Origin of the sequence: Bdellovibrio sp. KM01 (genome assembly GCF_013752535.1) — a bacterium.
Lineage (GTDB): Bacteria > Bdellovibrionota > Bdellovibrionia > Bdellovibrionales > Bdellovibrionaceae > Bdellovibrio.
In genome coordinates this window covers 382605-402474 of record NZ_CP058348.1, presented here as the reverse complement: position 1 = coordinate 402474, position 19870 = coordinate 382605, and the positions used below count along the sequence as shown (strand labels likewise).

The 19870-nt window shown below is 44.7% G+C and carries 17 protein-coding genes; 6 read left to right on the top strand and 11 right to left on the bottom strand.

The window, feature by feature from the left end:
* The first annotated feature begins 16 nt into the window (after positions 1-16).
* From rnr to HW988_RS02060, 3 genes are read left to right on the top strand one after another with little or no spacing between them, the layout of a single operon-like run.
* Positions 17-2635, top strand: a complete 2619-nt coding sequence (gene rnr / locus HW988_RS02070) for a ribonuclease R (protein ID WP_181606018.1) — start codon at positions 17-19, stop codon at positions 2633-2635.
* Positions 2583-4181, top strand: coding sequence for an AarF/ABC1/UbiB kinase family protein (locus HW988_RS02065; protein WP_255490160.1), 1599 nt, complete (start codon positions 2583-2585; stop codon positions 4179-4181). The genes rnr and HW988_RS02065 overlap by 53 nt, the downstream gene beginning before the upstream one ends.
* A gap of 8 nt (positions 4182-4189) precedes the next feature.
* Positions 4190-4960: a LysR family transcriptional regulator gene (locus HW988_RS02060; RefSeq protein ID WP_181606017.1), complete on the top strand. Its 771-nt coding sequence runs from the start codon at positions 4190-4192 to the stop codon at positions 4958-4960.
* 51 nt (positions 4961-5011) lie between these two features.
* Here HW988_RS02060 and HW988_RS02055 read toward each other — a convergent pair whose 3' ends face one another.
* The 5 genes from HW988_RS02055 to HW988_RS02035 form a co-directional block, all read right to left on the bottom strand.
* Positions 5012-5569: a hypothetical protein gene (locus HW988_RS02055; protein ID WP_181606016.1), complete on the bottom strand. Its 558-nt coding sequence runs from the start codon at positions 5567-5569 to the stop codon at positions 5012-5014.
* Positions 5570-5724: 155 nt separating this feature from the next.
* Entirely contained in the window at positions 5725-6900 is a 1176-nt protein-coding gene (locus HW988_RS02050; protein ID WP_255490159.1) for a hypothetical protein, read from the bottom strand.
* Positions 6901-7026: 126 nt separating this feature from the next.
* Complete coding sequence (locus HW988_RS02045; RefSeq protein ID WP_142698774.1) at positions 7027-7860, bottom strand: flagellin; 834 nt, start codon at positions 7858-7860, stop codon at positions 7027-7029.
* 559 nt (positions 7861-8419) lie between these two features.
* Positions 8420-9268, bottom strand: a complete 849-nt coding sequence (locus tag HW988_RS02040) for a flagellin (RefSeq protein WP_088616335.1) — start codon at positions 9266-9268, stop codon at positions 8420-8422.
* Between the two features lie 206 nt (positions 9269-9474).
* A complete protein-coding gene (locus HW988_RS02035; protein WP_181606015.1) occupies positions 9475-10122 on the bottom strand; it encodes a transposase in 648 nt (215 codons plus the stop codon).
* Between the two features lie 189 nt (positions 10123-10311).
* On the opposite strand from HW988_RS02035, the gene HW988_RS02030 reads away from it, so the two are divergent.
* Positions 10312-11628, top strand: coding sequence for an HD domain-containing protein (locus tag HW988_RS02030; RefSeq protein WP_181606014.1), 1317 nt, complete (start codon positions 10312-10314; stop codon positions 11626-11628).
* Between the two features lie 10 nt (positions 11629-11638).
* On the top strand, positions 11639-12220 hold the full coding sequence (locus HW988_RS02025; protein WP_181606013.1) for a methyltransferase domain-containing protein: 582 nt from the start codon (positions 11639-11641) through the stop codon (positions 12218-12220).
* 14 nt (positions 12221-12234) lie between these two features.
* Here the strand turns inward: HW988_RS02025 and HW988_RS02020 are convergent, their stop codons facing one another.
* The 4 genes from HW988_RS02020 to HW988_RS02005 form a co-directional block, all read right to left on the bottom strand.
* Entirely contained in the window at positions 12235-12777 is a 543-nt protein-coding gene (locus HW988_RS02020; protein WP_181606012.1) for an acyl-CoA thioesterase, read from the bottom strand.
* A 12-nt stretch (positions 12778-12789) separates the two neighbouring features.
* On the bottom strand, positions 12790-13551 hold the full coding sequence (locus tag HW988_RS02015; RefSeq protein ID WP_255490158.1) for an SDR family oxidoreductase: 762 nt from the start codon (positions 13549-13551) through the stop codon (positions 12790-12792).
* A gap of 76 nt (positions 13552-13627) precedes the next feature.
* Positions 13628-14809 carry an acetyl-CoA C-acetyltransferase gene (locus HW988_RS02010; protein WP_181606010.1) on the bottom strand — a complete coding sequence of 394 codons (1182 nt, stop codon included), beginning with the start codon at positions 14807-14809 and terminating at the stop codon, positions 13628-13630.
* Positions 14810-14827: 18 nt separating this feature from the next.
* Positions 14828-15322, bottom strand: coding sequence for a hypothetical protein (locus tag HW988_RS02005; protein ID WP_255490157.1), 495 nt, complete (start codon positions 15320-15322; stop codon positions 14828-14830).
* A gap of 399 nt (positions 15323-15721) precedes the next feature.
* Here HW988_RS02005 and HW988_RS02000 point away from each other — a divergent pair, with 399 nt between their 5' ends.
* Positions 15722-18007, top strand: coding sequence for a hypothetical protein (locus HW988_RS02000; protein WP_181606008.1), 2286 nt, complete (start codon positions 15722-15724; stop codon positions 18005-18007).
* 13 nt (positions 18008-18020) lie between these two features.
* Here the strand turns inward: HW988_RS02000 and HW988_RS01995 are convergent, their stop codons facing one another.
* Positions 18021-18614 carry a hypothetical protein gene (locus tag HW988_RS01995; protein WP_181606007.1) on the bottom strand — a complete coding sequence of 198 codons (594 nt, stop codon included), beginning with the start codon at positions 18612-18614 and terminating at the stop codon, positions 18021-18023.
* A gap of 234 nt (positions 18615-18848) precedes the next feature.
* A complete protein-coding gene (locus HW988_RS01990; protein WP_181606006.1) occupies positions 18849-19853 on the bottom strand; it encodes a M23 family metallopeptidase in 1005 nt (334 codons plus the stop codon).
* Between the last annotated feature and the right edge of the window lie 17 nt (positions 19854-19870).

Sequence of the window (19870 nt, the reverse complement as noted above, 5' to 3'; positions counted from 1 at the left end):
AGTAAAGGAAGCAACCTTGAGCACTCATAAAAAGTCCATCCTTACAGGCACAATCAAAAGACATCCAGATGGCTTCGGCTTCTTTATCCCAGAAGATAAGGAACACCCTGACGTTTATATTCCCCGCAACTCTATGGAAGGCGTGATGACCAACGATAAGGTCACCGTCGAAGTTTATCCTGAAAAAAACAGTGATCGTTTCCGTGGCGAAATCATTCGTGTCGTTCAAAGAGGAACAAAAACTTTTGTCGGTCGCTTTTATCGCTTAAACGATAAAATTGGAATCTTACGCGATGAGGGCAAAGGCTGGGGTCAGGATCTGAAGATCAAAATCGAAGACTCCATGCAGGCAAAAGATAAGGAATTGGTTGCAGCCGAAGTTCTGACTTACCCTGAAAGCGGCAAGTCCTTTACCGGCAAAGTGACCTCTGTCATTGGAGACGCTTTAGATCCTTTAACTGATATTAAACGCGTAATATTGTCCTCTAACATTCCTCAGGAATTTTCCGCAGATACTTTAGAGGAAGCAAAACGCTTTAAAGAAGTTCCCGAAGAAAAAGATTATAAAGGCCGCACAGATTTGCGCGGACTTGACTTGATTACTATTGACGGCGCAACAGCAAAAGATTTCGACGACGCTGTTTATGTGGAAATGAACAGCGAAGGCTTCCTTCTTTACGTAGCCATCGCCGATGTCAGTCACTATGTGCAAACGGGCTCTGCCATTGACCGTGATGCTTACGAGCGCGGTACTTCCGTTTACTTCCCGAACTTTGTGGTACCGATGCTTCCAGAAGTCCTAAGTAACGGGCTTTGCTCATTGAACCCGCACGTTCCCCGCCTTTGCATGGTCGCGGAAATGCAATTCGATTTTAACGGCGAAATGACCAAATCCGATTTCTATGAAGCGGTTATGGAAAGCAAAGCCCGCGTGACCTATGGTCAAGCGCAAGAAGTTATTGATGGCAATGGCGATGAAAAATTCAACCATGTAAAAGACAATATTCTGCGCCTGGCCGACCTTGCCAAGATTCTGATGGCGAAAAGATTTAAAGAAGGCTCTTTGGATCTTGAAATCCCTGAAACCGAATTGGTTATCGATGGTGCGGGTGTACCCATTGATATTCAACGTTCTGAACGTCTATTCGCCCATCGCCTGATTGAAGAGATGATGCTGGCTGCAAACGTTGGCGTAGCAAAATTCCTTCACGGGAAAAACGTTCCGGCTCTTTATCGTATCCATGAACCACCAAATGAAATGGCCATTCGCACTCTTGAAAAGTACATGGCAACTTTCGGTGGTAAAACGAAGCTGGGTCAGGGTAAATTGCAAAAACGTCTGACGAAAGCTTTGGAAGAGTTTGAAAACCGTCCCGAAGCCCAAATTCTAAATATTCTGACACTAAGATCGATGAGCCAAGCCAAATACAGCCCGAACAATGTGGGCCACTTTGGTTTGGGCTTTGAATTCTATGCTCACTTTACCTCCCCGATCCGTCGTTACCCTGACTTGATCATCCATCGCCTGCTTAAAACTCAAGTGGTGAAAAGCAATCAATACCGTTTGATGAGCGAAGATGATTTAGCGTCAGCGGGAACGATTTTATCAGCGGCCGAGCAAAGATCCACAAAAGCAGAACGTCAGGTTCAATCGATAAAAAAAGCCCGTTTTATGGAAAAATTCCTGGGCCAAGAGTTCGATGGCATGATCAGTTCCGTGGCCAAGTTTGGTATTTTTGTCTTACTACGTGAATACGATATCGATGGACTGGTCCGTCTCGATGATCTTGGCAACGACAAGTGGGAGTTCGACGAAGAAAACCTGCGCCTGATCGCGAAGCGTTCAGGAATGTCTTATAATATCGGTGATAACATCCGCATCCAAGTTTCCGCAGCTGATCCTGAATTGGGTCAAATTAACTTTGTTAAAGCCGGCATGGAAATTAAAGATGAAATGGCCGAAGAATTTGACGACGAAACTGGTGAAGGTAAATCACCTGCCGCTAAATCTGCAGAAAAGTATCTAAATCGTCTGCGTAAGAAGGAAAAACAAAACAACGAATGGGGCGGAGAAGACCGCCGTCGTGGTGATGACCGTCGTCAGACGGATCGTCGTGGACCTAAGGACGAAAAATCTTTCAGCGTTCGTGAAGATCGCAAAGGTCATAAGGATCAAAAAAATCGTCGCGATCAAGAACGTGGCGGTCCTAAAAAGACTCAGACCGAAAATAGAAATCCAAATCAAAAATCACGCTTCTTTGGTGATAAACGTGAAGAGCAAGGTGGACGCGAAGAAAAGCAACAGAAAGCTTTCCAATTCCGTCCTGCTAACGAGGGCCAAGAGAAAAAAGGACCGGATGAGAGTCTGCTCCGCATGATCCTGGGCCCGGCAGAGTTACGCAAAGCCAACAGAGAAGATTCTCAGGACAAACCGAAGTTAAGTAAGAAATTGCTATTTGCCGAGCAAAGCAAACTTCGTGATAATGACGAAAACTCGGAGAAGAATAGTGACAGCCTTAAAGACCGGAAGCCAAATCGGAAAGACTCTAAAAAACGCGGCCAGACTTCGAACGATAGTCGGGGTGTTCGCAAAGCACGGGTTTCACAAGGTCGCGGAAAAGGTAAAACTCGGTAGATTCATCATCGATCGTCTGAACGCATCCTCTGACATTGAAACCTATTCAATGCCAGAGCGTATGCGTATGAGCTTCGAAGAATTAGGTCCCACTTTCGTAAAGCTGGGACAACTTTTAGCGACTCGTCCCGATTTGGTTCCTGAAGCATATATCAACGAATTCGAAAAACTCCATGACCGTGTCCAGCCGTTGCCCTTTTCAGTTATTGAGGGTGTCTTAAAAGACGAATTCGGTGAAATGCTTTACAAGACTTTTTCAAGTATCGCCCCTGAACCACTGGGTTCAGCCAGCATCGCTCAAGTTCATAAAGCTCGCCTATCCACTGGCGAAGAAGTGGTTATCAAAGTTCAGCGCCCTGGCATTATTCAAACGATTAATGACGATTTGAATGTACTGTATTTGCTTTCAGATCTTTTGGAAACCTACGTTCCTGAAAGTCGTCCCTTTAATCCTCAAGCGATTGTGCAAGAGTATTTCAAAACTCTGGAACTTGAGACGGACTTTATCGTGGAAGCAAATAACATCCGCCGCTTCAAAGAAAACTTTAAAGACGATGCCACGATTAAAATTCCACGGGTTCATTTAGATCTTTCCACTGAGCGCGTTCTAATTATGGAAGCTCTTCCTGGGGTTCCCTTAAGTGCAGAGCCCACAATGCGTGAAGGTATCGACTCCCACGAGGTGATCAAGCGTGCTTTGGGAGCCTATCTGCAAATGGTATTTGAAGACGGGCTTTTCCATGGTGATTTGCATGCCGGGAATTTCTTTATCCTGCCAGACAATCACATTGGTCTGATCGACTTCGGTGTCGTGGGTCGTTTAAATAAACGAACTCAAGCGACCATCGCCAATATGCTTTTGGCGCTTTCTACTGAAGATTACGAACGCCTGGCGTTTGAGTACGTGGACCTGGCTCCTTTCTCGGATCAGGTGAACGTGGATCTATTCGCCAAGGAATTGCGCGAACTAATCGCTCCTTACTATGGATTGACACTTAAAAACGTTAATTTGGGTAAACTGCTTTTAAGATCATCAGGAATTGCAGCAAGACATCACATCAAAGTTCCTACGGAACTTATGATGTTCTTTAAATCTATTATTTCAATTGAAGGTATTGGCCGAAAACTTCACAAAGATTTCGATTTCCTGCAGTACTCGTTGGCTTTCGCTGGAGATCTGGCAAAAACTCAACTGGGTCCAGCCAGAGTGATGGATGAGATGTCGCAAATTGCGCGCGAATCCCGCAGCTTCCTGAACGCATTGCCGCGGCAGTTGAATTTCTATTTTAGAAAAATTAATAGTCCGGATCACTCCTTCCGCTTAAAAGTTGCGGAACTCACTGACTTAAAGAAATCCATCGAGGTTTCCTTTAATCTTTTATTCTTAGGCGTGATTATCAGCTCTTTGATTTTAAGCTCCGCCTATATTTCCGTTCATCCGACAGAAAACCATATCGCAGGCATTCCAACCATGAGCTTTATTGGATTTGGCCTGGCGATGGGGATCGGATTTATTGCTTTCATTAACTATATTAAGAAGTCATAGGAACTCACATGCAGCAGTTATATTATGAAATGAGTATTTTAGCGAAAGCTGTGAACTTTAAGAATCTTTCCGCTGCCGCACTTCATGTGGGATTGAGCCAACCACAACTTTCCAGAATTATTGCCAAAATCGAAGACGAACTTAAAATCGTTCTTTTGGATCGCTCGGCGAAAAGAAAATCAGGTTGGACGGCAGTCGCTTTTCAGCTTTCCGAAATTTTTGAAAAATCCATTCGCAGGCTGGAAACGGAACTTCAGGGTATCAGCAATAACCAAATGGTAGGCGAACTTCACATTGGAACGTTGGAAGGTCTTTCCGATTTTGCGATGAACACCTGCCGTCAATGCTTTAAAGAAGTCGGCGTCAGTAAGATTACTCTGGATATTTTTGATTTGAATGAGCTTGAAGCCAACTTTCTTTCGGGAAATTTGGATTTGATCTTCACATCAAAATCTCCAGGGCGCCAAAAATTTAAATACCTGACGGAGTTGGGCTTTCAAAAGCTGGAGTTGATCGAAAGCAACAAGAACTATGCCGTCTTGAGTACTTTTGAGTACGGTCGCGCTAATAAAAAAGAATTGGAACGCTTTCCACATATCTTTGTTTCGAATTCCTTGTCAGTACGTCGTTCGTGGTTAAACGAGACCGGCGGAACGGGCCACCTACCAACAGAAGCTAAGCGCGGTAAAGCGAAAGACGCGGAACCAGTGCTGATGATTGGTTCTGAGCTTTTAAATCCCGTACTTTGGGAAAATATCACGGAAGCCATCAGCGAATAAAAAAGAGGATCTGCAAAACAGATCCTCTTTTCATTTTTACTCTTACTAAGATTAGTGTGGAGTTGGTGGTTCAATAACTTCGCCACCGTTTTCAGAGATGTACAGGTGGTCAAGACCAACTGTTGCACCGAAACCAGCATCCAATTTAACAGACATGTTCATCGCAAGTTGTGGCCAACCCACTTTAACTGCTCTGAAAGAACCGGCACCGATGATCACAGCAGCGTCACCATTAACTGCCAAGTATTTGCCCAAGATTACGTCTGGATCGGTGTTGAACAAACTTAGCTCCCCACCGATACCGTGGAATTTCAACCAGCCAAGACCCACTTGAGGCCCAATACAATGAGCGCCCATTGTGATTTTCACAGGACGGCTCCATTTTGTCCCGTTGAAACTAGTACATTTCAAAGTACCATACGCAGTTGTTTTGAATTTACCTGCGATGATTTTGAAACCTTTCGAAACACCTTTAAAGTGCATACCACACACCCAAGTGTGACCACCTTGCATCGATACGTCATCGGTCATCATAGACATATCTGCAGTTTCCGCTTTCGCGACCATTCCTGCTAAACCTACAGCTAATACAACGAGCAGCTTCTTCATGAATCTCTCCTTTTATCTTCCTTGATTGGAAATATACTTTTTGTGTAGCTCTTATTCGGAACTATCTAGGAGAGGGACGCAAGTCGGTGGATGAAAGACATGAAAAAGGCGACACTTCTGTCGCCTTTCAATGTAGCTTAAAACTGGACTGATAATTATCGTTGGGAAGAGACAAATTGATTTATGATATCTGCCACTTCAGCAGACTCATTAATCACACGTTGGCTGATAGCTACGTTTTCGATGAAGTATCCAAACGCACGAATGTTCTGTGTATGACCCAGAATTGGAGTGACGTTCTGCATATTATATTTTGCATTTTGATAGGCTGTCGCTTGAAACAGATCTGTATAATTGATGTCAGCACGTTTTCTGAAAGCCCATTCGCGCGCCGTCTGAGCCACGTGGCAACTCACACAATCCATGTTTTCTGCGTGGAAGGTTTTTGGATTTTCAATGCGATAGGCAGCAAAGACTTCTTTACGGATCAAGTCTTCATTCCCTGTTTGCAGATTCGCTGAATTTACCACGATCTTATTGATCGTATCGTCGCCCGCAGGCGCTGGAGAAATCATGCCCTGATCAAAGTGGTCTGCCGGCACGGCGCGATTGATAAAGGCCTGTGCCGCGCGATCTGTGCGATGAATTTTGAACATCTGAAGCTTACCGCCCTTGACGTCAAAACCACCGAACGCCCACATGTCACCTGCACCACGCAGAACCATCGCCGTCACGCGGGAAAGATTTTTCAATCCAGCATACTTTAAAACGATGTTATTGAAATCCGCAATTGATGAGTGATTTTCCTGAACGTGAGCCCATACCGGATGAACCTGCAAAGGCAATCCTGTCGTATTCATCTGGTACTTAAATTTCCAATTTTGCAGGTCATTCAACAAAGAAATGAACTCTTCATCTGTCAAAACATAAAAAGAGTGAAGAGCCGCATCGACAGTTTGAGATTTAAAACGACCATCTTCCAAAGGTTGCCACACCAAACGCAATTGGCGCTGACAATTTTGTGGAGTGGGAAGTGGGAAACAAGGATCAATACGCATTGCCACCACACGCAAAGCTTCATTGGTCTGATCTTGAGTCATTACCGGAGAAAGTGGCGGAATCGTATCCATAAAACGAACTGGCAGAATCGGCCCACCCGCACCGTTTGATTTCAGGCTTAAAAGTTGGTCTTGGCCAACTTTGCGGGGAAGAGGCATCAGGTAAGAAACGTCGTTCAAATCCCAGAAACCAAATGCTGAAAAAGAAGTCAGGCAGCTAAGTAAAATTACGGCGATTTTGTTCATGGCTCTAAATTCCAAATTTGCAGCCATGAAGCAACCGTTTATTCTGACTTTTTGCGAAAATTGGCGTCTTGAAAATCAATTGAAACAAAAAACAAACCCCCGGGAGGCTTTTACCACCGGGGGTTTAATAGAAACTTTCGTTATTTACAGCGATTAGCCCAAGAGCTTCAGTGCCAATTGTTGGGACTGATTCGCCTGACCCAATACAGACACACCTGCTTGCAACAAGATGTTATTTCTTGTCATCTCAGAAGTCTCTGCTGCCACGTCAGTATCTCTGATTCGAGAGTTCGCTGCTGACAAGTTTTCATCTGCGATCAACAAGTTATTGGATGTTGAAACCAGACGATTTTGTAGCGCACCGAAGTTCGCACGAATCGCATTTACCGAAGTCAAAGCGCCATCGATTAAGCTCAAGCTCGTTTGAGCGCCTTCTTTGGTACCAACTGATTCCGCAGTCAATCCCAAGGAGTCCAGCGATGAATTCGCTGCACCGGCGTTGAAGCTAATACGATCCTGGAATGGATCATTGTTAACACCAACTTGAATATCAATCATTCCGCCCGTTCCGTTCAGAAGCTCGTATCCGTTGAATTTCGTAGATTCAGTTACACGCTGAATCTCAGACTTCAATTGTTGATACTCGACATCCAGGAACTTTCTTTCTGTGTTACCAATAGTGTCAGATGAAGCCTGCACACCCAACTCTCTCAAGCGGATAAGCATATTGGAAACTTCATTCAAGCTACCCTCTGCAACCTGAACCAAAGAGATACCATCGTTGGCATTTCTATTAGCTTGGCGCATACCACGAATTTGACCCTTCAAATTCTCACTGATCGCAAGTCCCGCAGCATCGTCTGCAGCCTGATTGATTCTTTGTCCAGAAGCCAATCTTGCCATTGATCTATCTGCGTTGATTCGTGTCATGTACAGGTTTTTTTGTGCATTCAACGCTGACACGTTTGTACCAATTCTTAATCCCACTCTATCCTCCGTGTATCATGTTTCTTCCTCCGTGAAGTGTTGCCATCCATTGGCATAAGACGCGATCCGTGCGTCTGTTAAATTAATAATCTGTCTGCTTGCGAAAAGCTGACGCTATTCTCATCGGAAAAAAAATGAAGTCACTCGAGTCCAGTTTCATTCAAATTTTTTAATTTTTATCTAAGGGAAATTTTTAGAACAATGTCGAGTGTGCATGGCACACAGAAAAGATCAGCGACAAGAACGTCGCAATTCAACGAAGACTTCGTTGAAAGTATAAATCGAAACTCCCCGTCCCAATCGATTTTCGATTGTCGACTTTTCCATTTTCGGAAATGTGGTCCCCCACATTTCTGTAGGGGGCACGTCGCAGGAAACAGAGATCAATTGTCAGCTCGTAAAGTGAGCTTCGGGCTTGTTACACTCGGAACTCTACATCATAGATGAGAGTTCTCTTGAGGGTGATCTTGATCATTGAAGATAAGATCGGGAACCGGTCTTTCGTGGTCAGAGTCGGAACTTACCCTAGCATCCTTGTTAGGATAAGTTCATCAGACTATTAACCTTGGAAAGATTTGTTCAAGAGTCCAAGTGCTACGTTAGCTTGTTGGTTCGCTTGTGCTAGTACGCTAGTACCTGCTTGCAACAAGATATTATTTCTAGTCATTTCAGATGTCTCTTCAGCTACATCCACATCTCTGATACGAGAGTTAGCGGCTGACATATTCTCAACTGAAACTTGGATATTCGAAACAGTTGATTGAAGACGATTTTGGATCGCACCGAAGTCAGCTCTCATCGCGGAAACGCTTACGATTGCTGTATCGATTGCTGCTAGTGCATTTTGCGCAGAAGCTTTATCAGCTACAGACGTCAAGTTTACACCAAGTGCCGCAGAGTTTGCGTCAGCTTTAGAAGCATCGAAAGAGATACGGTCGATTTCAGGATTATTTCTAGTACCTACTTGGAAGTCCAAGATAGAACCGACACCCGCCAAAAGTTGAGTTCCGTTGAACTCTGTACCTTCTGCGATACGATCGATCTCAGATACCAATTGATCATACTCCACATTCAGGAACTGACGTTCAGTCGGTCCGACCGTGTCAGAAGCTGCTTGTACAGACAATTCTCTTAAACGAATCAAGATCCCAGAGATCTCATTCATCGAACCCTCAGCCACTTGGACTAGGGAGATACCGTCTTGAGCATTTCGTGATGCTTGTTTTAGACCGCGCACCTGAGCTTTTAAGTTCTCAGAAATCGCGAGGCCGGCTGCATCGTCACCAGCGCGGTTGATACGGAATCCTGAAGCAAGCTTTTCCATGCTCTTATCAAGACCAATCTTCGTGCCCCACAGAACTCTCTGTGCATTCAACGAAGCTGTATTCGTGTTAATACGTAAACCCATAATTCCTCCTCCTTGAAGATTTACCGAGTTTCGATCCTTGAAACTCGAGGCACCTTACTGGTGCCGTTGGGTAGTTCATCTCTCCCCTTACTGATCGGTGTGTCTCAAAATTCCTAAAGTGATACGTCTCAAAAAAGTGCAAAACTAGCCCAAAGCCCGGAGGTACGCCGTACCTTTTGGGGGTTCGTCGCGTCAATATTAGTTACTTAAGTAATTGTAATTATTGGCATTTTTCTTGTTTTATCGTCGCGGGTAAATCTGAACTCTTTTTTTGAAAGAGCCTTCTTAATTGTCTCACGCTCGTCCGGCGCATAGGCCTGGTTCAACCAATTAAGCTGGGAGTTCAGCTCCCGTCCTATATCTAAAGGATCATAAGTGGGGATATGGAGGTAATCTAAACCCAAAAGCCCCCTTAAAGTGGAAAATGGATACTCTTCCACTCTAGAAATCATTCCCGCATCGACAGGGTTTCTATAAATATATTTATAGGCATGGTGTAGATAGATATCATCCTTGATAAGCGACCACTTGTAAGGGCCGCCGAAAATTTGATTTATGCGTCCCACTCTCTCACCGATTCTTTTACTCACCTCTCTCATCAAATAATTCATTGCCTCATCCAAATTTGCATCCGGAGTAGAAACAATCATATGAAAGTGGTTATTCATTAAAACAAATGAATGTATTCGGACATCATACGCTCTCCAGAGAAAGTGGAGGTAGTCTGCAAAGATGGACCAAACCACGTCCAATGGCAGCTCGAACCAATCTTTATTCGTTGTACGCGCCCGTACGTGATAAGGAAACTCAGAGTTCGGTTGGAATTTTTTTCTAGGCATAATGAGCCATGCCATCAATATCTGGGCCTTGCTTATGGACTATCAACTATCGCTAGTAACCTTGTCGCCGGTCCGTAAATCGCCGTTTCGCTTTAATTGACACCAACCGCTCCAACCTACATATATATAGCTGAAATGCGCCGCCCATGGCGCAATGCACCCCCAAAAGGTACGGCGTACCTTCGGGAATCGCGGAGGTTTTTAGTGGAAATCAGAGATCCCATTCACGGTTCGATCTATTATGCAGAGCCTGAAGTAGCTATCTTAGACACCGCTGAATACCAACGTCTTCGCGCGATCAAACAACTGGGTTTCTCCGAGATGAGTTTCCCTGGTGCTACACACAATCGGTACTTACACTCCGTCGGTGTTGCGCATATGGTGGGAAGAGTTTTTGATTCTATCTTCCGCATCTATCCATTTTCAAAGCCTTCTGTGAAAACTCGCTTGCGCCAAACTGTTCGCTTGGCAGCGTTGCTTCACGATGTGGGTCACGGTCCTCTATCGCATACGACTGAAACGGTGATGCCACAATTATCTGAGCTTAAAATCAAACTTTATGATGAAGAGCTTAAGTACGGAGATGCCGCACATACGGTGATGTATAAAAATCGCCGTGCGAATCATGAGGACTACACAATCAAGTATGTCACTGATTCCAATATCTCTACGACGATTGAAAAAAACTTCTCTGATATCGCACCGATTTATATCGCCTGCTTGATTGATAAGGCTTTGCACTGCCCGGATGATTTCTTTATCGATAATGGCGTGGACTTCCGCCCGATTCTTTCGCAGTTGGTTTCAAGTGAAATCGATGCGGATCGCATGGATTACTTAGAGCGTGACTCTTACTTCTGTGGAACAAACTACGGTAAAATTGACTCTCACTGGTTGATTCAAAACATGACCTTCCACCGTGTGGAAGATAAATTATATCTAGCTTTGAATCGCCGAGCTTTGTACTCCTTCGACGATTTCTTGATCTCTCGTCACCACATGCATTTGATGGTTTACGGGCATCATAAATCAATTATCTACGAAGAGATGTTGAATCGCTATTTAACGTCTCCGGACTGCACATTCCAATTACCCGGTAATATCGACGAATACACGTTGTACAATGACTATCGCTTACACGAGCATTTGCGTTCGGTGAGCAACCCATGGGCACAAAGAATTGCCCAACGTCGTCCCTTCAAGGTTTTGCTAGAGCAGCATAATACGACCGAGTCTGATCGTCCCGAAATGGTGAAGAAAGCTTTGGAAAAAGAAGGCTTGGAAGTGATCTGGGCTTCATCGCACGCACGCTTGTCAAAGTATCACTCCGCTTCTCCGGAAGAGCGCGCTTCACAAATTTTCGTCGTCGACCAATTAGATCCTTGGAGCCACCCGACCCCAATCAATCAATCGACGGAGATCTTCCGCCGCTACGAAGGCACGCGCATCATCGATCGTCTGTACGTCGCCCCTGAAGAGTTCGAACGCGCAGATAAAATCCTTCGCACAATTAAAATCTAACGAGCTTACGATGTCGTGGAGCGAATATTTTGAAAAGATCAAGAATCGCCCGGTCAGAAAATTGCTTTTAAACGCTCTTAGGGAAGTTTCAGAAGACATGCCCAAGACAGCCATTGAATTGGGATCAGGACCGGGCATTGATACACTTCACCTTCTAAATGAAGGTTGGTCTGTGACTGCTGTTGAGAAAGAATCCCAAGGCATCCAGATGCTTAAGGCCCAACTCTCCCCGGAGCAAAACTCTAAGCTCGATATTGTTGAATCAGAATTCGAAAATCTAATAAATCTGCCAAAAGCATCACTGGTATATTCAGCTCTTAGTCTTCCGTTCTGCAAGGCCGACGCATTCCCTCAGTTTTGGAAAGTGATTGATTCATCTTTCGGTGAAAAGTGTGTGTTCGCAACAAACTTTTTTGGCCCTGAAGACGACTGGGTAAAAAATGGTATGTGCACGGGACATACGAAAGAGCAAATTCGCGAAATGCTAAAATCATTTCCCACAATCAAATTTGCCGAAGACAAAGAAATGGGGAAAACCGCCACAGGCCCCGATAAGTTCTGGCACGTCTATCACGTCATCGCGATACGCTAAAAAATCTTTAGCTATTATTTTTTCGGTGGAACAACCGCTTCGATATGACGGTCTTCGGCATCGATCCAGGCTTTTAAATGATCCGATAGAGCAGGTCGCTCCGACGTCACTCCCACTAAGTTGATTAACTCTTCCGTAGCCACAAGCCCACCTGATTTTTTTAAGAACCGTGCGCGGATCATACCAAAGGCTACCGGCTCCCCTTTAACGATAAACTTGTGCTCGATATAAGTGTACTTATCGTCCCAATAAGCCAATCGTGTGCTGATGTGGAACTTTTGAAAAGGCTTGATAGATTTTTTAAAACGCATGCGTTCTGCCACGACAACGGGGTACCAACCGTTCGCGTTCATCTTAGGCATGGCTCCCATTCGGATCATAAAGTCCACACGAGCCAAATCCTGCAGAGAGAAATACACACCATTATTGATATGACGAAGAACATCCAAGTCCGTCGGCCAGCAACGGTAGGGAGTTAAGCATTCGTCCAACGCGCCAACTTTTGAACGAAAGCGCGAGAACAAGAGAGTATAAATCAGACGGAATATCAGATTCATCGCAAGGCCCTATTACGACAAGGAGAACTTTTGACCGTTCATTGTCGCACCCATTGGACTTACCAAGAATGCCACAGTTTGAGAGATCTTATCTGCTTCTGTGATTTTCAATGACGGATCGATCAGCTTCATTTTTTCCATCGCTTCTTTGATGGATTTAGATTCTGGATCATGAGCCAAGATGTATTCTTCCGTTAAAGCCACTGTCAGAGTATTCACTGTGACGTTGAATTCAGAAGTTTGTTTCGCCAAAGCTCCTGCGAAATCAATCAGCCCCGAGCGCACACCATGCCCCATCACATCTTCTTTGATTTTTGCGACTGGAGAATCATTCAAAAGATAAATGATACGGCCTTTTTTGCGGCTTTTCAGATATCCAATCACCGCTTGAGTCAGCATCAACGGCAGCTTCAAATGACGATCTAACATTTCGTCCACCAAATCAATGCCACCGTCCATACGAATCGGCGACGGTTTTTGCATCATGTTGGCATCAATATAAATATCCAAACCACCGAAGGTAGTCGCGGCTTTGCCAACAGCATCTTTGATTTGCTCCGGTGTTTTCAATTCCGTCTGAATCGCCATTGCGCGACCGTATTTATCACTGATCTCGCGAGCGTCGTTGATTTGATTGATAAAAGGCGAAGCCACCGTTTTATCTGGATCTAAGATCACACAATCGGCACCCATTCTGGTCAGGGTCATCACAATGCTAGAAACAGTCGTTGTCATCGGCCCTGCGATCAAGGCCACTCTTTGGTGTAAATTCAATCCATTGTCCATGATGATCCTAAGAGAAAATTGCTACAGTTTACACGCCGCACCCCCAAAAGGTACGGCGTACCTTTTAGATTTTTTCGATGATGATGGCGATACCTTGGCCGCCACCGATGCATGCAGAACCCAACGCATATTTTGCATTTCTGCGGTGAAGTTCATAAACCAGGTGATTCATGATGCGAGTTCCGGAAGCACCCAATGGATGTCCTACTGCGATTGCACCACCATTTACATTTGTTTTAGCCGGATCTAGTTTCAATTCTTTTTCTACAGCCAAGTACTGAGCTGCGAAAGCTTCATTCACTTCAACCAAATCCATTTGCTCTAACGTTAAGCCAGCTCTTTGCAAAGCCATGCGAGCCGCACCTGCAGGACCAATACCCATAATGCTTGGCTCACAACCGACGGAAGCATAACTTACAATACGCGCCAAAGGTTTCAAGCCCAACTCTTTCGCTTTGCTTTCACCCATCAACAATGAACAAGCAGCACCGTCGACAATACCGGAGGCACCCGCTGCCGTAACGACACCGTCTTTTTTAAAGATCGGTTTCATCGCAGCGATTTTTTCCAATGTAGAATCTGGTTTTGGATGTTCGTCTTTTTCAATAACAACAGAACCTTTGCGAGTTTCCACTGTGACCGGAGCGATCTCCTCTGCAAAGTAACCTTTATCAAAAGCGGCTTTGTAGCGAGTTTGAGATTGTATTGAATATTTATCTACCATTTCGCGAGTGATAGAATACTTCACTGCCAGATTTTCTGCAGTGATCGCCATCGGTGTTCCCGCGTAGGCATCCGTCAATGCAGAGGTCATCATATCTTCAAGTTCGAAGTTCCCCATGCGCATTCCATCGAAACGAACTTTTCTGGCAACGTAAGGAATTTGCGACATCTGTTCAACACCACCCGCAAGAACTGCCGTGGCTTCACCCGTTTGAATCATTTGAACCGCATTTACCCAAGATTGAAAACCGCTGCCGCACAGACGATTCACACCCAGTGCTCCAACATTAATTGGAACTCCTGATTTCAAACCGATGTGACGAGGAAGATATGCGGCGTCTGCGCCCGATTGGACAACATTGCCAAATACCACGTGATCAATTTTTTCAGGAGATACTTTTGCGGCTTCAAGTGTGGCTTTAGCTGCTGCTACGCCCAGGTCTGTACCTGAAACATCTTTAAGAGATCCGCCGAAGGCGCCAAATGGAGTTCTTTTTCCGGAGATAAATACGATTTTTTCCATGGCATAAGCGTATGCTCATTACCACTGCCAAGCAAGGCCTATCATAGCTAGACTGTCGCGGCTTGTTCCCTTGTGACTGACGATAAGATCTTTGTCAGAGAAGACACGCTCTTTAACTTGGACGTCTGTTTCTGCTGCACGCGCGTTGTAATTCACGGCCGCATTCAACCAACCTTTATATTCCATCTTTGCGAGAGCCTGGAATGCCTCGACTCTAAATGAAAATTTATGGGAGGTTCCGGTTTTGGAAGCTGCTGGAACAACAACATCTGTTTTTAATGTTTCTTGAGTCTCTTGAACAACTCGACCCAGGATACTTTCTTGAACGACGTCAGAATTGAACCATAGATTAAATGATCTATCCGCAATTCTGCCCATCATTGTGGAAGTTGTTTCTGCACCCAAATTATCGGTAGGAATAACTTTATTGACGTCTTGAGCAGTAATCTTGGGAGTCACATTATCAACTGGGATTACCAGTTTTTTGGTCGTTGAAAGCTCAACACCAGCCATGCACTTTCCGGCGCATAAAAATGATGAAACAAAAAATAGGAAGGACCAAATGTATCCCATGACTCTATTCCTATACAAATTGCGTTCCAATCTTAGATCCTAAACTCCCCTTATATTTGAGATCAAAAGCAAATAACCAAGCGCTCCTCTATTCCAGGTGCAAAAGGTGCCTTTAATCGCTGCAGCTGTCGTCATAATGACACCAAGAAACCGGTCTGTTTCAACCTGGGACACCTTTTGCAACTGTTGTTACGGCTGATGAATTTGCCGTTCAGAATCGCTATCGGAACTAAGTCTTTTCAAATGCTTAGAGCAGAAGACTTGGTGGAAAGTAGCGGAATTTGACCAGCAGAAATTGTTAGTCGTTGATTTGTTAGACAGAAGATGGAGTTGTTCTCTATGAATAAAGTGAACGTTAAAAGATGTGCCCTTGCAGCCATTCTTTCAATTGGATTCTTGGCGCCGCAAATGCCTACAAAAGTATTTGCAGCGGAGAACGCTCCAAGTAATTTCCCTATCGATCTGTTCGATATCGCTGAAACTCCGGCGACGGGATCAACTAATAATAGTGATGGTTCACAAGTTGGCCCGCAACTACCTAATAATGGTAGCAACAAAGGAAACCAACAAGCCGGTGGCAACCAGCAATCTAACGGAAATAAGAATCAAGGTGGCAACCGCCTTGGACCACTGCCTCGCCCACAAACTGGCGGAAACAACCAAAATCAAAACAACAACAACAATAATAATAGCAATAACAGACCGAACCAAAATACCAATCAGAATGGTTCAAACAATAACTCTTCCGTCAACAACAACGGCAGTCGCCCGACGATGAAAGCTGTGAAAGTTGCAGATGAGTTTGCATGTAATTTATTTGAAAACAGCTCGCAAGCGGCTTTGATGCAAGCAATTACTGATATGAATCGCGAGATCACGACGAAGTCCGCTTGTTCTGGAAATACATCTGCTGATCAATTGCAGAAAAACAGCCAAAGCGTGATGCAAAACGTTCAGGTTTTGCAAAAGATTATGAATGCCAGCCCAGGCACAGAAGTAAACTACAATGAACTTTCTGATGCGATGACAAATACCATGAATGCGACCACGACTATCGGTGATATTCTGGGTGATAACTCATTCCTAAATAGTAAATGTGGTTCCGACTCTATGAAGAGTGGTAAAGCACTTTTGGCATTCAACGAACTGTTGGATGGTTTAGCTCCAATGGCATTGTTCGCGGTTTCTATGAATGCAGCCCTGGCACCGGCTCTTCCATTCGTTCTGGGTGGTGCGGTCGCGACAAAAGGTATTACAGCGCTTACAAAGGTCATGGAAAATAAAACGATTGATATGTCCTTGCAGGATCAACGCATGGCTGTTTTCCAAAACACATGTCAGTACATCAAAATCTCTAAAAAGGTAACGTATCTTCAGCTGACTGCTGAAAACCGTTTTAATGAATTCAGAAATTCATTAAGAGCCGAATTTCCGCTTTACAAAGCAAGCTTGAATAACAAAAAGCTTTCAACGTTCACAAACCTTGTTTCAAACACGAAATTTGACCAAGTGAAAGCTCAATACATCAAAGACATCAAAGATTTTAAGGATCTTGAAGCGGCTTACAATGGTGAAGCTGATGGCGGTGACATGAGCGTTTGTTTCTTTGGCCGTTCAGCTTTGGAAGATTTAGCTCGTATGAAATCAGCAGATTTCGACTTTCCAGCGTCTATTTTCGCGAATTTAAAAGATGCACTTAATTTGGATCAAACGAAAAAAATTAAGCGCGTGAATGTTGAAGGCCGTATCAACACGATTAAATACTACGAAAGCGAAATCGCAAAAGCAAATACAAGAAATCCAAACGAAGTTCGCAACTGCGCGTCCAATACAAAAGAATGGATTACAAGCATCAAGAAAACTTTGACGGAAATTGAAAATATCATCGTTGACGGACCTGCCGGCTCAAACCTGGCGAACAACGGCGGCAAAAAAAGCGATGCTGAGCGCGCTCGCGACGAAGGCAAGACATTTGACCGCGTGAAATACGCAATGGAAGAACTTGCGAAAGATAACTCCATCGTAAATCGTTCGAACATCATCCAGGGTGCTGATTCCATTAAAGTGGGATTGTTCGGAGGGGGCAGCGGTGTCGCACCAGTATGGTCATGGTTGAAATACACAGTTGGTATCTACGACCAATCAATGGCTTCCTACAACAGAGGCATTAAAGACCTGCAAACTATTGCTATGAATATCACGCAATCAGCGGCAGACATTCGTAAACACATATCACAGATCAATGACCCGCAAATGCTGGTTATTGGCCAGCAGTTTAAAGAGGACAAAGCACAAGCGGCAGCTCTTTCGAACTTAATCCCGCAGAATAAGCACATCAACGAAGAAAAGCGCGCCCTTATTTGTAAGACGCTTAAACAAACTTACGTGCAGTACACGGCAGCTTGGGATCACTTGGGAACTGTGCAGGTTATGTGTGATATGATTTCTGGTGTTCTTGATAACTCTATGGATAAAAAAATCATTAAATACTGCGCAGGGGACTTGTTGCTTAGTGGTACTATTTCCACAATCAGCACCACTCAACAGCAATTGCAGTCTTACTATAAGCAGGCAATGTTGTTAAATGATCGCATGACTCGTTTGAACTGCAGCACTTCATTATAATCTAAATTTAATGCTAAGGTGAAAGCGTCACCAGAGACGGGTTCACCTTAGCGATCTCAACGATCTGTTCGCGGCTTAATCCCGACGTATTCGAGCGAAAAACCACAGTCACGCCCGCCTGAACCAAAGCTATCACGTCTTCTTTAATGACCGCTGAATTTACGTTGTAAACAAAGGGACGGACTCGGGCTAAAGCCAACAAATCCGCTTGGCTTAACCCTGCGGTAGCACTCATCACCACCATCTGCACTCCCTGCCCAGCGAGAGTATTTAAATATTCTTTCGCGATGCGATTGCTATCGACATACAAAACGTAAGTACCAGACTTTGAAATCTCGGCTAGATCTTCACGTGTGTAAGTTGTCTTAGCGACCGAAATCCCAATATTTGCATTGCCCGTTTTAAGCAGATCAATCGTATCAATCTTGTTCGTTAATCCCATCTGATTCTGGCAGTAATTAACCTTTGCGACCTTCGCAATCTCTTTCACATCATAAACCGAAGCCGAGCTGACTTCAGTACTCATGCAATCCGCAAACTGCGGAGGCAAAGCCGCCAAAGATACTGAAGAAAACAATATCAAAGATGAGCAAATTCGGAGAATCATAAAACCCCCACATCAAAATTGTAGGAGCCTAAAAAGATAAAATCCATGTGCCTTACAACAAAGCAGCGGCGCCCACAGGGCCAGCCAAAAAAAACAAAACCAAAGGTTCGTCAAAAGTGGTCAAGCGCAAGGCGGAGGGAGCGAACCACAGCGCAGGCGTGCCCCAGGCACGTCGGAGCGAGGACCGCACCCGACAACGCAGTCGATTGGCCGCTTTTCACGAACCGCCCCGACTTATTCGTCGAGGATGTAATTGATTGGATCGACTGGCGTTCCGTTGATGCGAACCTCGTAGTGACAGTGAGGTCCTGTTGATCGACCCGTATTACCTACAGCGCCGACAACGTCCCATTTGCTCACACGCTGACCGACTTGAACATAGATCTGTGACATGTGACCGAAACGAGTTGTTACACCGAAACCGTGGTCGATACTTACTAACTTACCGTAGCCTTCATCATAACTTGCAAAGATGACGACACCATCTGCTGGTGCATAAATTGGTGAACCCGGCGCTGCGGCGATATCAAGACCCGCATGCAAAGTTGTTTTTCCCGTAAACGGCGAAGTTCTGTAACCAAAACGAGACGTGATCCAACCTTTGGCAGGCTTCATGTTCGGAGTAGCGTTCAGCAAGCTTTGGCGCTCTGATAAACTTTCCCACAAGTCGATGACAGATTGTTCTTTCAGCTGAGTTTCTTTAACTGCCTTTTCGATACGGATAACCAAAGATGCGTAATCTTTGTCTGCCGTTTCGTTCGCAAGTTCACCCGCCTGATCGTTCAAAGGTTTTTTATTAGCAAACGTCGCGTCCTGCTGAGCCAATCCCTCGCCGTCATCACGGGATTCCATTGGTTCGTATTCCTCGACCGGCTGATTTGGAGCCGGCTTTGGTCCCATCGTCAGCTTCGTAATACGGTCTTCCGCATCGACGTTGGTGATCAATTTCAATTTTGTCGTGAATGTTTTTACACGCTCCAAAGAGTTTTCCAAGGCGCTGACTTTACTTTCAACCACTTGGAATTGCTTTGAGAGTTGAGCATTTTCGGCTTTCAGTCGTTTATTTTCCATGGCTTGCAAAAGCAAACCAAAATAATCGACCATACCCGCTGCAAAGATAATGATTACGACCGCGGAAATAAAGGACACGGCTTTCAGCCAGGCTGCAGAGAGCACCAATTTACGGGTTTTGCCCGTTTGGTTACTCACTATAAATAGCGTGACTTTCTTTTTATCCAAAAATTCCCCTATCCACT